Genomic DNA, 13747 nt, shown 5'->3' with positions numbered 1-13747 from the left:
ATCAGGTCGCTTTGGCAGGCTTGGCCGATCTGGCCGGCTTGGTGGGTGGATAGATCTCGCCTGCGCGCAGCAGCTCCAGCACGGTGTCGCGCTTGCGCAGCACGTGCGACACCAGCACCTTGCGCATGGCCTCGGCGTCGCGCTTCGAGAGCGCATCGATCATCTGCTCGTGCTCCTCCACCGCGTGCTTCCACTTCGCCTCGTTCTGGTTGGTGCGAAAGCGCAGCGACTGCACGCGGGCGTTGATGGAGCGGTAGGTGTTCGACAGCACCGGGTTCGCCGCAGCCTCGTTGATCGCGGTGTGGATGCGCGCATTGAGCCGGTAGTAGCCCGAGAGATCGCGCCGCGAGAAGCAGGCCAGCATCTCGTAGTGCAGCGCGCGCACCTCGGCGAGTTCCTCGTCGGTGATGCGCCTGGCGGCCAGCTCGCCCGACATGCCCTCGAGCATGGCGAGCACCTCGAAGGTGTCGAGCACGTCGGCCTCGGTGAGCTTCACGGCCACCGCGCCGCGATTGGGCAGCAGATCGACCAGCCCTTCGGCCGCAAGCAACTTGATGGCTTCGCGCAGCGGCGTGCGCGACACGTTCAGCTTCAGGCACAGCTCCCGTTCGTTGAGCTTGGCGCCGGGCGCGATGAGCCCTTCGACCAGCATGGTCCGCAGGCGCGCGGCCACTTGGTCGTGCAGTGCGAGCCTGGAGATTTCGATGATTTCAGCTGTCATGGTTTTGTCCCTTGAACGCATTTTGAATGCAAAAAATCAGGCCTACAACCCTGGTTATTCAGGGTAAACCATCAAACAAGAATGCATTTTGAATGCAAAACTGAATGTGAAAGGAGAGTCCATGCTGCAACTCGACATCCATCCCACCGGCCGCCACTTCCTCCAGATTCCCGGTCCCAGCCCGGTGCCCGACCGCATCCTGCGGGCCATGAGCCTGCCCACCATCGACCACCGCGGGCCCGAGTTCGGCACGCTGGGCCTGAAGGTGCTGGGCGGCATCCGGCAGATCTTCAAGACGAAGCACCCTGTCGCCATCTATCCCGCTTCGGGCACGGGCGCCTGGGAGGCCGCGCTCGCCAACACGATGAGCCCCGGCGGTCACGTGCTCATGTACGAGACCGGCCATTTCGCCTCGCTGTGGCAGAAGATGGCCACGCGCCTGGGCCTCTCGACCGAATTCCTCGCCTGGCAGGGCGCCGACGCACAACTGCCCCACGCCCCGAGCTGGCGCCGCGGCGTGCAGGCCGACCTCATCGAGGCCCGGCTGCGCAAGGACACGGAAAGGAAGATCAAGGCCGTGTGCGTGGTGCACAACGAGACCTCCACCGGCGTCACCTCCGACATCGCCTCGGTGCGCAAGGCCATCGACGCGGCGGGCCACCCCGCCCTGCTGATGGTCGACAGCATCTCGGGCCTGGCCAGCGCCGACTACCGCCACGACGAATGGGGCGTGGACGTGTGCGTCAGCGGCTCGCAGAAGGGCCTGATGCTGCCGCCGGGCATCAGCTTCAACGCACTTTCGCCGCGCGCGCTCGAGGTCTCGAAGACCGCGAAGCTGCCCAAGGCCTTCTGGGCCTGGGACGAGATCGTCGAGATGAACAAGGACGGCTACTGGCCCTACACGCCCAACACCAACCTGCTCTACGGCCTCTCGGAGTCGCTGGACATGATCCTTGGCGAAGGGCTGGACAACGTGTTCGCGCGCCACCAGCGCTGGGCCGCCGGCGTGCGCGCCGCCGTCGATGCCTGGGGCCTGCCGATCCAGTGCGCCGACCCGGCCGTGTACTCGCCCGTGCTCACCGGCGTGATCACGCCCGAGGGCGTCGATGCCGACGCGCTGCGCCGGCTGATCCACCAGCGCTTCGACCTTTCGCTCGGCACCGGCCTGGGCAAGCTCAAGGGCCGCATGTTCCGCATGGGCCATCTGGGCGACAGCAACGACCTGACGCTGGTGGCCATGGTCGCCGGCGTCGAGATGGGCATGAAGCTCGCGGGCATCAAGCTGGCCGGAAGCGGCGTGCAGGCCGCGATGGACCACTTCTCGAGCCACACGGCACCGGCCGCGCTGCAGAAAGCCGCATAGACAACAGGCTCGCAGCGCCATCGGCGCTGCACAGGCACGCGGCGCCACCGGCACTGCACAGGTGTCAAGGCGCGGATGGCGCGCATCGGATTCCCAACCCACGACGGAGACAAGGAAGATGCAGAGACGTTCGTTGATCCAGGCCGCGGGCGCCGCAGCCGCCACGCTGGGCGTGCCCCGGCTCTTCGCGCAGGAATGGCCGACCGGGCCGGTGCGCATCGTGGTCGGTTTCCCGCCCGGCGGCGGCACCGACGCGCTGGCCCGCGTGGTCGCGCAGAAGCTGACCACCATGTGGGGCCAGCAGGTGATCGTCGAGAACAAGGGCGGCGTGGCCGGCGTGCTCGCTGCCGACTACGTGGCGCAGCAGCCCAGTGACGGCAGCACGCTGCTGATGGCCCACATCAACAGCCACGCGCTCGCGCCGAGCCTGCAGCCCAAGCTGCGCTACAACGTGGAGCGCGACTTCGTGCCCATCGTGCTGGTGGGCGTCACGCCCAATCTGCTGATCGCCAACCCCGCGCAGAAGGCGCTGTCGGTGAAGGACATCGTCGCCGCCTGCAAGGCCGCGCCCGGCACGCTGAGCTTCGGCTCGGCCGGCGCGGGCTCGGCGCAGCACCTCGCGCTGGAGATGTTCAAGCTGCAGGGCGGCGTCGATGCACTGCACGTGCCCTACAAGGGCAGCGGCCCGCTGCTGGCCGACCTGATGGGCGGGCAGATCCAGTACAGCTTCGAGACCATGACCGCCGCCACGCCGCACGTGAAGAACGGCCGCGTGCTCGCCGTGGCGCAGACGCGCACCAAGCGCGCCAAGGGCCATCCCAACGTGCCGACCATGCAGGAGCAAGGCTTCCAGGGCTTCGAGGCCACCACCTGGTACGGCCTCGCCGGGCCGGGCAAGCTGCCGGCCTCCATCGCGCAGAAGGTGAACCGCGACGTGAACACCGTGCTGGCGATGCCCGACGTGCAGGAGCGGCTCGATACCTACGGCGCGGAGGACGGCGGCGGCTCGCAGGACAAGTTCAGGCAGTTCATCGGCACCGAGATCGCGAAGTGGGCGAAGGTGGTGAAGGACGGGAACGTTCACGTGGAAACCTGAAGAACCTGGCTCACCCCCAGGCTTCGCGCACTTCGTGTCGCTACGCCAACCCCCTTCCGGGGGCAACACCTGAGGCCCGGCAAAGCCGGTTCCTCCGTGTTCCCGGAAGGATCGCCACTACCGGCCAGGTTTTTGCTGAGAAGATCGGGAAGATGACTCCATCCCAGACCGCCCTCACCGACGCACTCGTGGCCGCGCGCCGCGGCAACCGCACCCTCGACGCCACACCGTGGCTCGACACCCTCGAAGAAGCGGCGCAAGCCTATGAAGTGCAGGACGCCGTCGCGGCGGCGCTCGGCTGGTTCGACAGCCAGCCCGTGCCTCGCGCATGGAAGTCCGGCGGCGGCTCGCGCAGCGCGACGCTCACGCATGCGCCGCTGCCGCCTGCAGGCGTGCGGCAGGGCCCGGCCGATTTCAGCGACCTCGTGTTCCACACCCCCGGCATCGAGGCCGAGATCGCCTTGCGGCTCGGCCAGGACGTGACGCCTGCGCAGGCCGCGAAGCTCGATCACGACAGCGCCGCATCGCTCATCGACGCCATGGCGGTTTCCGTGGAGATCGTCGATGCGCGCTGGCAGGACCTGCCCTCCACGCCCGCCCTGCTGCGGCTGGCCGACTCGCAGGTGCACGGTGCGCTCGCGATCGGCGAATGGACGCCCTGCGCCGCCATCGACTGGGCCTCGCAGCGCTGCGAGACGAAGATCGGCAATGCCGAAGTGTTGGTGCGCGAAGGCACGCATCCGCTGGCCGATCCGGCGTGGCTGCTGCCGATCTGGCTGCGCCACATCACGCGCAGCGGGCAGACGGCGCCGGCCGGCACCGTCGTCACCACCGGCTCGTGGGTCGGCGTGCTGCCCTGCCGGCGCGGCGATCAGGTGACGGCCGAGTTCCCCGGCATCGGCGCCGTGCGCTTGATCGTGTAGCGCCCGCCTCCCACGCCCGAGCAGGCGACCAGGAAGTCGAGCACCGCCCGCACACGCGCGGGCAGCGTGCCGGCCTTGCCGATGTAGACCGCGTGGATCGGCTCCACCTCGGCCGGATTGAATTCCTCCATCAGCGGCACCAGCCGGCCCGCGTCGATGTCGTGCTGTATGTGGTACAGCGACAGCCGCGCCACGCCCGCCCCCGCGATCGCCAGCTGGCGCAGTGTTTCACCGTCGCCCGCGCGCACCGGCCCGGCCACCGGCAGCCACTGCATGCGGCCGTCCACGCGCAGCGGCCAGTCGGGCGTGTTGCGGCGATAGCTCCAGCCGAGGCGGTTGTGCGCCTCCAGCTCCTGCGGCGTTCGCGGCGTGCCGTATTTCTCCAGGTAGGCGGGTGCGGCGACGATGGCCTGGCTGGTCTCGCCCAGGCGCCGCGCCACGAGGTCGGACGCAGGCAGTTGGCCCCAGCGGATCGCGATGTCGGCGCGCTCGTCCATCAGGTCGACGATGCGGTCGGTCAGCGCGATGTCGAGCGTGATCTGCGGATGCATCTCCAGCAGGCGCGGCACCAGCGGCACCAGCTTGTGGTGGCCGAAAGAGACGCTGGCGTTGATGCTCACCCGGCCGCGCGGCGCAGCGCCGGCCGCGGCGCAGCGCTCGGCCTCGTCCATGTCGGCCAGCACGCGCAGGCTGCGCTCGTAGAACTCGGTGCCCTCTGGCGTGAGCTGCAGCTTGCGCGTGGAGCGGTGCACCAGCTGGATGCCCAGGCGCAGCTCGAGCCGCGCCACGAGCTTGCTCACGGCGGAGGGCGTCATGCCCAGCAGGCGCGAAGCGGACGAGAAGCCGCCCGACTCGACCACCTGCACGAAGGCCTCCATCTCCCCGGAGCGGTTGACGTCGATGCGCGGCATGGTGCCCCTTCAATCTGTGATTTCAACTCACAAGTCCGTGTACCAGCGGCATTCTAGTCATCGATGGCATTCGTCCCCCCAGTACGGGGCATCATGCCAATCGCTCTACTTGCCCTCACCGCCGGTGCCTTCGGAATAGGCACCACCGAGTTCGTCATCATGGGCCTGCTGATGCAGGTCTCGACGGACCTTCACGTCTCCATCACGGCCGCCGGCCTGCTGATCTCGGGCTATGCGCTCGGGGTGGCGGTGGGCGCGCCGGTGCTCACCATCGCCACCCGCAAGCTGCCGCGCAAGACGGTGCTGCTCGCGCTGATGGCGATCTTCACGCTCGGCAACCTCGCCTGTGCACTGGCACCCAACTACGAGATGCTGATGGCCGCGCGCGTCATCACCTCGCTGGCGCACGGCACCTTCTTCGGCGTCGGCTCGGTGGTCGCCACCGGCCTGGTGCCCCCGGAGCGACGCGCCTCGGCCATCGCGATCATGTTCACCGGCCTGACCGCAGCCACGCTGCTCGGCGTGCCGGCCGGCGCCTGGCTGGGCCTGCATTTCGGCTGGCGCTCGACCTTCTGGGCCGTGACGCTGATCGGCGTGCTGGCCTTCGCGGTGCTCTCGGTCTTCGTCCCCCGCGTCAAGGACTCGGCCAAGCCCGCGCCGCTGCGCGAGGAACTGGGCGTGCTGGCGCGTCCGCAGGTGCTGCTCGGCCTGGCGATGACGGTGCTCGGCTTCGCCGGCGTGTTCGTGGTCTACACCTACATCCAGCCGCTGCTCACGCAGGTCACGGGGCTCTCTGAATCGGCGGTGTCGCCGATCCTGCTGGTGTTCGGCGGCGGCCTCGCCGTCGGCAACCTGCTCGGCGGCAAGCTGGCAGACCGCGCGCCGATGGCTGCCGTGTTCGGCACGCTGGTGGCGCTGGCGGTGGTGCTCGGCGCGATGCAGTTCACCATCGGCACGCCGTTCACGGCCGTGGTGTTCGTCGGACTGCTCGGGATCGCCTCCTTCGCCACCGTCGCACCGATGCAGCTGCGGGTGCTCGAAAAGGCTTCCGGCTCCGGCCAGAACCTCGCGTCGAGCCTCAACATCGCGGCCTTCAACCTGGGCAACGCCCTCGGCGCCTGGGTCGGCGGCGTGGTGATCGACCACGGTCCAGGGCTGCGCGCCCTGGGCTGGGTGGCCGCGGCGATCACCCTGCTGGGCCTGGCCATCGCACTTTGGAGCCGCGCGCTCGACCGGCGCGAGCCAGGCAATGCGCTGGCCGACTGCGCTTCGGCTCGAGCCTGAGCCTTGCCCTGGCTTCTGACGCGCGGGGCGGGAGCACAATCGCGCGGCCCATGTCCCGCGCTCCTCTCCACATCCGCCCTGCCATCGCCGCCGACGCTCCCGCGCTGGCGGCGTTGTCCATCCAGGTCTGGCTCGACACCTACGCGACCGAAGGCGTCAGCGATCTGATTGCGCGCTACGTGCTGGACGAGTTCACGCCCGCCGCATTCGTATCGTGGATCAGCGATCCGAGCACCGCAGTGTTCGTCGCCGAGGCCGACGGCCTCTTGGTGGGCTATGCCCGGCTGCGCTTCGGCGCATCGCAGAAGCTCTTCCCTGCCGCCGACACCGAGCTATGCACCCTCTACGTGCAGGAGCCCTTCACCCAAGCCGGCGTGGGTTCCGCCCTCTTGCACGAGGCCCGTGCCGCGGTACGCAGCCGCACGGGCAGCGACGCGCTCTGGCTCACGGTCAACGTCCTGAACCTGCGCGCCTGCGCCTTCTACGGGAAGCACGGTTTCGTGCGCACGGGCACCGCCTGGTTCACGCTGGGCGACGCCCGTCACGAAAACCACGTGCTGGGCATCTGCTGAACGTTCGGGCCTGCCCGCTCAATACTCCAGCCGCGTCGGCAGATCGCTGCGCGAGCCACCGGACTGCATGAAGAACGCGAACCTGTCGCGTCCTGCGGCCTTGGCGTTGTAGAGGGCCACGTCGGCGCGTGCCAGCAGCTCCTCGGCGGTGGCCGACGAGCCGGTCGCGCGGTGGAAGGCGATGCCGATGCTGGTGGTGACGTCGACGCGCTGGCCATCCACCACGAAGGGCGGCGTGTGGACGCGGTCCACGATCTTCTCGGCGACCACGCCAGCCGCGTCCGGCGTGCTCAGCCCTTCCAGCACCAGCACGAACTCGTCGCCGGCCAGCCGCGCGACCATGTCGGTGCCGCGCACGCAGCCCTGCAGCCGCCGTGCGTATTCGGTCAGCACCGCGTCGCCCACTGCATGGCCCATGGTGTCGTTGATGGCCTTGAAGTGGTCGATGTCGAGGAACATCAGCGCCATCGCATGGCCGGTGAGCTGGCTGCGCAGCACTGCAGTGGGCAGGTATTCGTTGAAGGCCAGCCGGTTGGGCAGGCCGGTGAGCGTGTCCAGGCGCGCCAGCTCGATGAGCTTGTGCTCCACCACCTTCAGCGCGGTGATGTCCAGCGCCAGGGAGAAGATGCCGTGCGTCACGCCGTCGGTGCGCACGTCGGGCACGTAGATGACCTGGGTGACGCGCTCGCTCCCGCCGCGCTGCATGCGCGCCTCGAACTCCACGCGCTCGCCGGACAGCGCCCGAGCGAGCATCGGCCGGCGCGACTCGTACACCTCGCGGCCCGACACCTCCTGCACGTGGCGACCGAGCACCTGCGCCGGATCGAGCCCGAGCCACTCGCGGCTGGTGGCGTTGGCGAAGGTGATCTTCTCGTCGCGGTCGATGTAGGTGATGAGCGCCGGCATGTTGTCGGTGATGGCGCGCAGGCGCAGTTCGCTCTCGGCCTGGCGCAGCTCGGCTTCCTTCAGCGCCGTGATGTTGAAGGACATCAGGTAGAAGCCCACCACCTCGCCGCGCAGGTTCTTGTCGGGAATCAGGTTCACCTGGAAGTAGCCCTGGCGGCCGTGCAGCGGCGCGCGCACCGGAAAGCGGACCTTCTTGCCCGAGAACATGACCGGAAGGTACGGTTTGAGCTGGGTGTAGATCGTGCCGCCCAGCGCCGAGTGCAGCGTCGTTCCCTGCAGCGGCGCCTTCTCGCCCAGGCCAGCCATCTGGCGCGCGCGGATGTTCGCGAACAGGCAGTTCTGCTGGCGGTCGAAGTAGCCCACCAGCGCCGGAATGCTGTCGGTTACGTCGCGCAGGCGCGTTTCCTGCTCGCTCAGCGCGCGGCGTATGTTGACCTCCTCGGTGATATCGAAAGTCATCGAGAACACGCCGCTCACCTTGCCCTCGGCATCGAAGTCGGGGATGTAGTGGGCCTTGAAGATGCGGTCGCCGATGCCCAGCGCCGGGTCGCCGGACTTCTCGAGGATCACCGTCTCTCCGGCCAGTGCCCGCATGATGTGCGGCTCCACCAGAGCGAAGTCGGCCGGCCCGCGCACCTCCGGCATCAGGCGGCCGACCAGCGGACCGTTGCCGCTGTGCAGCGCCCGCACGTGCGCGTTGACGAAGGTGTAGCGCAGCGATGCGTCGACGTGCGACACCATCGCCGGAATGCTGTCGGCGATCACGCGGACCTGGGCCTCGCTGTGCGCGAGGCTGCGTTCGATGGCGCGCCGCTGCTCCATCAGCTCGTCGAAGGTGCGCGCCAGGTCGCCGATCTCGTCGGCCGCATAGGTGCGCTCCGCCACCGGCGTGTCGTCGTCGACCCGGGAAGGCGCCTGCTGGGTCGACTGCATGTGGCGGTGCAGTACCGCCAGCGGCGTCAGCTGCCGGCGCACCACCACGAGCGTCAACGCACCGGCGCACAAGGCGAGCGCGAACGCGCCGAACCAGGCGCCGCGCTCGATGGCATTGATGCTCGCGAAGGCCTCGCTGCGCGGATACATGGCCCCGACGATCCAGTTCGCCTGCACCATCCGGTCGAAGGCGTAGAGGCTGGGGACTCCGGCTTCGTTGATGCCCTCGCTGGAGCCCTGGAAGCCCGCCATCGCCCGCAGGATCTGCGCGTCGCCCCCGCTGCCGTTGGCCTGGACCTGGTTCAGGATGCGCGAGACGTTCGGATGGTCGACCATGACGCCGTCCACCGTGGTCACGAACAGGTAGCCGGTCTTGCCGAACTTCACGTCGGCAAGCGTGCCCAGCACGCTGCGATCCTTCAGGTTGATGGCGCCTGAGATCACGAAGCGCACCTGCCCGGTACCGTCGAATACCGGCTCGGTGATGGCCACCTGCGCCAGTCCGTTGAGCCGGTTGCGGTACGGCTCGGACACCAGGCCGGCCCTGGAGGCGACCGTCTGCTGGAAGTATGGCCGGTCCTTGACGTTCACCTTGCCGATCGCCTGCGCACCGTTGAGGTTGGCCACCAGGTTGCCGTCCATGTCGAGGAAGGCGACGTTGTCGAAGGCCTGGCGCAGCGCGGCATGCTTCTCGACGAAGGCCTGCAGCGCCGCGGTGCCCTGGAAGTCCTGCGCCTCCACGCTGCCGCTGAAGGTCTGCAGAAGGATGCGGCGGCTGCCGAATTTCTGGTCGATCGCATCGGCGATGGCGTCCACCCGGGCGAACTCCTCGGCCGCGATCGAGGCGCGCATGCTGCTCTTGACCAGATGGAGCGCGAAGGTGGCGATCGCGAAGGTGGCCAACAGGACCACCGCCGCCACGCCCAGACTCAGGCGTGTGTGCAATCCGAACCGGAATTTCGAGGGACCTGTTTGATTCATTGAACTTGCTCGGGGCCGGTACGTTGCCGGCGGCGGGTTTCCCGCCCTCCGAGTATCGGTGGGTTCGGGTTGCCGCGGAAGATGCAGGATTTACGCCGTGCAGACGCGGGCGGATTCAGCGCCCCGCGGGACGCGCCTCGCTCCCGGCAGCGAGACTGCGTCGTACCACCCGACCCGCCGGAGGAGCCCGAGCCCTCCAATCCGGCGCCGTCGATTTCTACAGCGCCTCTCCCGATGCGCTCAGGGCGACGGTCGCCTTCGAAGCTGCCATCGGCATCGAAGCTTCGGCGGGCTCGAGCAGCGCGTCGACCAGTGCGTCCACACGCTGCTCCGCGCGCCGGATCGACTGCGCGAGCTGCTCGCCGCCGAACTCGTCGGACTCCACCGCCGCCTCGTGCACCTCCGTGATGCCGATGTAGCCGAGCGCGCTGCGCACGCTGCTCTCGGTGTGGTTGAGGTGAGCGATGCGCCCGCCCGGGTCGTAGCCGTGATCGCCGCGCGCACCCAGCAGCACCGCGCGCTTGCCCGCGTCCGCCAGCATCGGCCAGTACGGCACCGCGCCGCGCGAGCGGTCGAAACCGAAGGTCCGGCCCACGCGCACGATGTTGTCGATCCAGGCCTTGAACTGTGCCGGCGCGCTGAAGTTGTACATGGGCAGGCCGACCACGATCAGGTCGGCCGCGAGCAGTTGGTCGACCAGCCTGTCGCTCTCGGCGAGCACCTCGGCCATCCACGGTTCGCGCGCGGCAGGCGGCGTGAAGGCGGCGTGGATCCAGCGCCCGTCGACGGGTGCCGGCGGGTGCTGGCCGACGTCGAGGTAGTCGACGCGGTCGGCGGGCCGCGCCTTCCGCCAGCGCTCGACGAAACGCGCGGAGAGCCGGCGGGTGTGGGAGCCGTGCAGGTCGGTGTCGGAGCGGCCCGGCCGGGCGCTGGCGTCGATGTGGAGGATATTGATGGTCGCGTTCTTCATGGATGAGTTTCCTTCTTTCGTATCGCGCTGCCAGAATGGGGCGCTGGCTTCGAATCTAGGATTCAAAGGCCGGCCCCACAAACGATCATTTCTCCACGCATGAAAGAGATTGGCTCATCTGTACGCACGTCGCGCAGGCTGCCCCCGCTGCTCGCGCTGCGAGCCTTCGAGGCGGCGGCGGCCCACCTGAGCTTCCAGCGGGCGGCGCAGGAGCTTTCGGTGACGCCGTCGGCCATCAGCCACCAGGTGCGCGCGCTCGAGGAGTCGCTCGGCCAGCCGCTTTTTCGCAGGCTCACTCGACAACTCGCGCTGACGCCAGCGGGGCAGCGGCTCTTCGACGACCTGCGCACCGGCTTCGACCTGCTGGAAGCCGGCGTCGACAAGCTGCGCCGCCCGCCCGCCTCGCAAGCCGCGACCCTGAGCACCAACACCGCCTTCGCCGCGCGCTGGGTGCTGCCGCGCATCGAGGCATTCCGCAAGGCCTGCCCCGGCGTCGAACTGCGGCTGCATGCGAGCGACACCCTGGTCGACCTGGCGCGCGGCGAGGCCGACATCGCCGTGCGCTCGGGCAACGGCAACTGGCCCGGCCTGGTGTCGCGCGAGCTGATGCGCGAGCGCTACGCGCCGCTGTGCAGCCCGATGCTGGGCCTGAACGACGCGGCAGACCTGCCGAAGCACCGGCTGATCCACTGCGACTGGCAGCCGCAGGCGCTCGCGCCCGCCGTATGGCCGCGATGGTTCCGCGAAGCCGGCATCGCGCCGCCGAGGGGGCGAGCGATGAAGGCATCAGGCCTGTCGTTCTCCGACGAGACACACGCCATGCTGGCCGCGCTCGCCGGCCACGGCGTAGCCCTGTTGAGCCTCACGCTGTCGGCCGAGGAACTCCGCAGCGGCGCGCTCGTGCAGCCCTTCGGGCCCGCGCTGGACACCGGCAGCTACTTCCTCGCCGTCGCCAATGGCAGGGAGGACGAGCCGGGGGTACGCGCCGTGTGGGAGTGGATCGCGTCGCAGGCTTCGGCAGGCTGAAAATTCATCCGACGATCGGACTTGCGGCTTGTTACCGGTTTCGCTGAGACTCCGGCAACAACAACCGAGCGAGGAGTCCCCATGAAGAGGTTTGCCGACGTGCCCGTTGCCATCGCGACAGGCGCGCTTCTTGTAATGGTTTTAACCTCATGCGGAGGTGGGGGCGGAGGCGGCGGTGGCGGCGCAGTGGGAGGAATAGGCATTGGCCTGGGCACGGGTGGAACCACGCCTCCCACCACCGCGCCACCGACTGCGAACACCCCCGAACTCCCGGCGCGCGACGCCCTCATCGCCCGTGCCAGGAGCTACGAACTCGACACGCCGTACGTGCCGCCGCCGGGCGATCCGCTCGAGCACAACACCTCGGGCTTCGCCAAGACGATGTGCTCGGCGGCCTTCATCACCGGGCTCGATCCCGTCGTCGCAGCCGAGAGCGTGGGCTATTTCACCGGCCCCTACGCCCAACGCAAGAAGGTCGGCGCTCCGGTCGTCGACCGCACGAAAAAAGAAGTCCGCATCACCATCCCCAGCGGCCCCACGTTGACGGCCCGCTACTACGGTTCGCAAGGCTGCATCACGCTGCCGCCGGGCAGGGACGACGTCTTCTTCGCCCCGGTGACGGTCAATAGCGCCCTGCCCGATCCTGCGACGCAGGCGTGGCCCATGGGCGACGTCATGCCGGGCGGCATCCCACCCGGCATCGACACCGCCAAGGTGAGCCAGGCAGTCGACGCGGCCTTCGAACTGCCCGAGGCCTACACCGCCGCTTTCGTGGTCACGCACAAGGGCCGCATCGTCGGCGAGCGCTACATGAACGGCATCACGCCGAGCACACCGCTGGAATCGTGGTCGATGGGCAAGAGCGTGACGGCGACCATGCTCGGCGTGCTCATGAAGCAGGGCGAATACCAGCTCGACCAGCGCGCGCCCATTCCGGAATGGCAAGGGGCGGACGACAAGCGCAAGGAGATCAGGATCTCCGACATCCTGCACATGTCGAGCGGCCTTCGCATCAAGGCGCCGGACGATCCGGACTTCAACCCCAACGGCACCTATCCCGACCACGTCTACTTCTATACGGGCCGCATCAACATCTTCAACTATGCGGCCACGCGGCCACAGCAATGGCCGCCGAACACCATCGGCCGCTACCGCAACACCGATCCGGTACTGGCGAACTACCTGATCAGGCTGGCCGTGGAGAAACGCCGCGAGGAGTACCTGTCGTTCCCGCAGAGAAACCTGTTCGACAAGATCGGCATCCGCACGATGACGCTGGAGACCGACCCGTACGGCAACTTCATGGGACAGGGCTACGACTTCATGTCGGCACGCGACTGGGCGCGGCTGGCCAACCTCTACCTGCAGGACGGCGTGTGGAACGGCGAGCGCATCCTGCCCGAAGGCTTCGTCAAGTTCGTCAGCACGCTCGCACCGGCCTGGGCCGCCGACAAGCGGCCGATCTACGGCGGCTTCTTCTGGCTCAACGGCACGAGCACGTGGCCCGTGCCGACCACGGCCTACTACATGCTCGGTGCCGGCGGGCAGGTGGTGCTGATCGTTCCGTCCCACGACCTCGTGGTTGTGCGGATGGGCTTCGACAAGGGCGAAAGCTCGTCGGTCACGAGCCTTCGCAAGGCGCTGACGCTGCTGATGCAGGCGGTGCCCGCGTCGTCGTAGTTCGTGGAAATGAAGAAAAGCCTCCCGAAGGAGGCCTGCCTTGCGAAGCACCGCCCGGCGCCGGCTCAGCGCGTCTTGCTCAGCAGGGTCTGCACCAGATAGCCGTCGCGATAGACGGCCTCGATCGTCCCATTGACGTGGTCGGAGGGATGCGCCGTCACGAACTTCTCCTCGGTCACGCGGTAGACCACCATGGTGCAGGACGAGTGCCTGCTCAGCGTGCGGGCCACGCCCGTGGCCTGCCTGAGGGTGGGATACGTCTCCATGGGTCGCGAACTGTTTTGCCGGATGTGGTTCCAAATGTTAACCCGTAGGTACTCAACATCTCTAAGGGTATCTTCCGAGCGCCAACAGTGCGGACTCTCCTCAAGCCACTGCCAT

Annotated in this window: 12 protein-coding genes; 7 read left to right on the top strand and 5 right to left on the bottom strand. The window is 68.3% G+C overall.

The features are described from left to right. Window position 1: 1 nt before the first annotated feature. The gene (locus tag ACTJLF_RS00585; protein ID WP_019652581.1) at window positions 2-721 is read right to left on the bottom strand and encodes a GntR family transcriptional regulator; all 720 of its coding nucleotides are present in this window, start codon (window positions 719-721) and stop codon (window positions 2-4) included. 121 nt (window positions 722-842) lie between these two features. On the opposite strand from ACTJLF_RS00585, the gene ACTJLF_RS00580 reads away from it, so the two are divergent. The 3 genes from ACTJLF_RS00580 (at window position 843) to ACTJLF_RS00570 (ending at window position 4103) form a co-directional block, all read left to right on the top strand. After that, window positions 843-2084, top strand: a complete 1242-nt coding sequence (locus ACTJLF_RS00580; RefSeq protein WP_440882279.1) for a pyridoxal-phosphate-dependent aminotransferase family protein — start codon at window positions 843-845, stop codon at window positions 2082-2084. A 118-nt stretch (window positions 2085-2202) separates the two neighbouring features. Continuing rightward, on the top strand, window positions 2203-3180 hold the full coding sequence (locus ACTJLF_RS00575; RefSeq protein WP_126181873.1) for a Bug family tripartite tricarboxylate transporter substrate binding protein: 978 nt from the start codon (window positions 2203-2205) through the stop codon (window positions 3178-3180). 152 nt (window positions 3181-3332) lie between these two features. Next, complete coding sequence (locus ACTJLF_RS00570; RefSeq protein WP_019652578.1) at window positions 3333-4103, top strand: fumarylacetoacetate hydrolase family protein; 771 nt, start codon at window positions 3333-3335, stop codon at window positions 4101-4103. Here ACTJLF_RS00570 and ACTJLF_RS00565 read toward each other — a convergent pair. Further along, the gene (locus ACTJLF_RS00565; RefSeq protein ID WP_126181875.1) at window positions 4052-5014 is read right to left on the bottom strand and encodes a LysR substrate-binding domain-containing protein; all 963 of its coding nucleotides are present in this window, start codon (window positions 5012-5014) and stop codon (window positions 4052-4054) included. The two genes, ACTJLF_RS00570 and ACTJLF_RS00565, sit on opposite strands and share 52 nt — an antisense overlap. Window positions 5015-5107: 93 nt before the next feature. Between ACTJLF_RS00565 and ACTJLF_RS00560 the strand changes: the two genes are divergently transcribed. Together ACTJLF_RS00560 and ACTJLF_RS00555 are read left to right on the top strand one after the other, a co-directional pair. Further along, window positions 5108-6298, top strand: coding sequence for an MFS transporter (locus ACTJLF_RS00560; protein WP_126181876.1), 1191 nt, complete (start codon window positions 5108-5110; stop codon window positions 6296-6298). Between the two features lie 50 nt (window positions 6299-6348). Beyond that, the gene (locus tag ACTJLF_RS00555) at window positions 6349-6870 is read left to right on the top strand and encodes an N-acetyltransferase family protein (RefSeq protein WP_440882278.1); all 522 of its coding nucleotides are present in this window, start codon (window positions 6349-6351) and stop codon (window positions 6868-6870) included. An 18-nt stretch (window positions 6871-6888) separates the two neighbouring features. On the opposite strand, the gene ACTJLF_RS00550 is transcribed toward ACTJLF_RS00555, so the two are convergent. Further along, window positions 6889-9654 (bottom strand): diguanylate cyclase domain-containing protein, encoded by a 2766-nt coding sequence (locus ACTJLF_RS00550; protein WP_440882277.1) that lies wholly within the window; start codon window positions 9652-9654, stop codon window positions 6889-6891. Window positions 9655-9907: 253 nt separating this feature from the next. After that, window positions 9908-10660, bottom strand: coding sequence for an FMN-dependent NADH-azoreductase (locus ACTJLF_RS00545; RefSeq protein WP_440882276.1), 753 nt, complete (start codon window positions 10658-10660; stop codon window positions 9908-9910). 99 nt (window positions 10661-10759) lie between these two features. Between ACTJLF_RS00545 and ACTJLF_RS00540 the strand changes: the two genes are divergently transcribed. Then, window positions 10760-11686, top strand: coding sequence for a LysR substrate-binding domain-containing protein (locus tag ACTJLF_RS00540; protein ID WP_440882275.1), 927 nt, complete (start codon window positions 10760-10762; stop codon window positions 11684-11686). Window positions 11687-11821: 135 nt separating this feature from the next. Then, window positions 11822-13366 (top strand): serine hydrolase domain-containing protein, encoded by a 1545-nt coding sequence (locus ACTJLF_RS00535; protein WP_440882274.1) that lies wholly within the window; start codon window positions 11822-11824, stop codon window positions 13364-13366. Window positions 13367-13431: 65 nt separating this feature from the next. On the opposite strand, the gene ACTJLF_RS00530 is transcribed toward ACTJLF_RS00535, so the two are convergent. Further along, on the bottom strand, window positions 13432-13632 hold the full coding sequence (locus ACTJLF_RS00530) for a hypothetical protein (protein WP_126181881.1): 201 nt from the start codon (window positions 13630-13632) through the stop codon (window positions 13432-13434). Between the last annotated feature and the right edge of the window lie 115 nt (window positions 13633-13747).

Source organism: Variovorax sp. 22077 (genome assembly GCF_052044195.1).
In the GTDB taxonomy this organism is placed as follows: Bacteria; Pseudomonadota; Gammaproteobacteria; order Burkholderiales; family Burkholderiaceae_C; genus Variovorax; species Variovorax atrisoli.
This window is presented reverse-complemented; position numbering and strand designations above follow the sequence as displayed.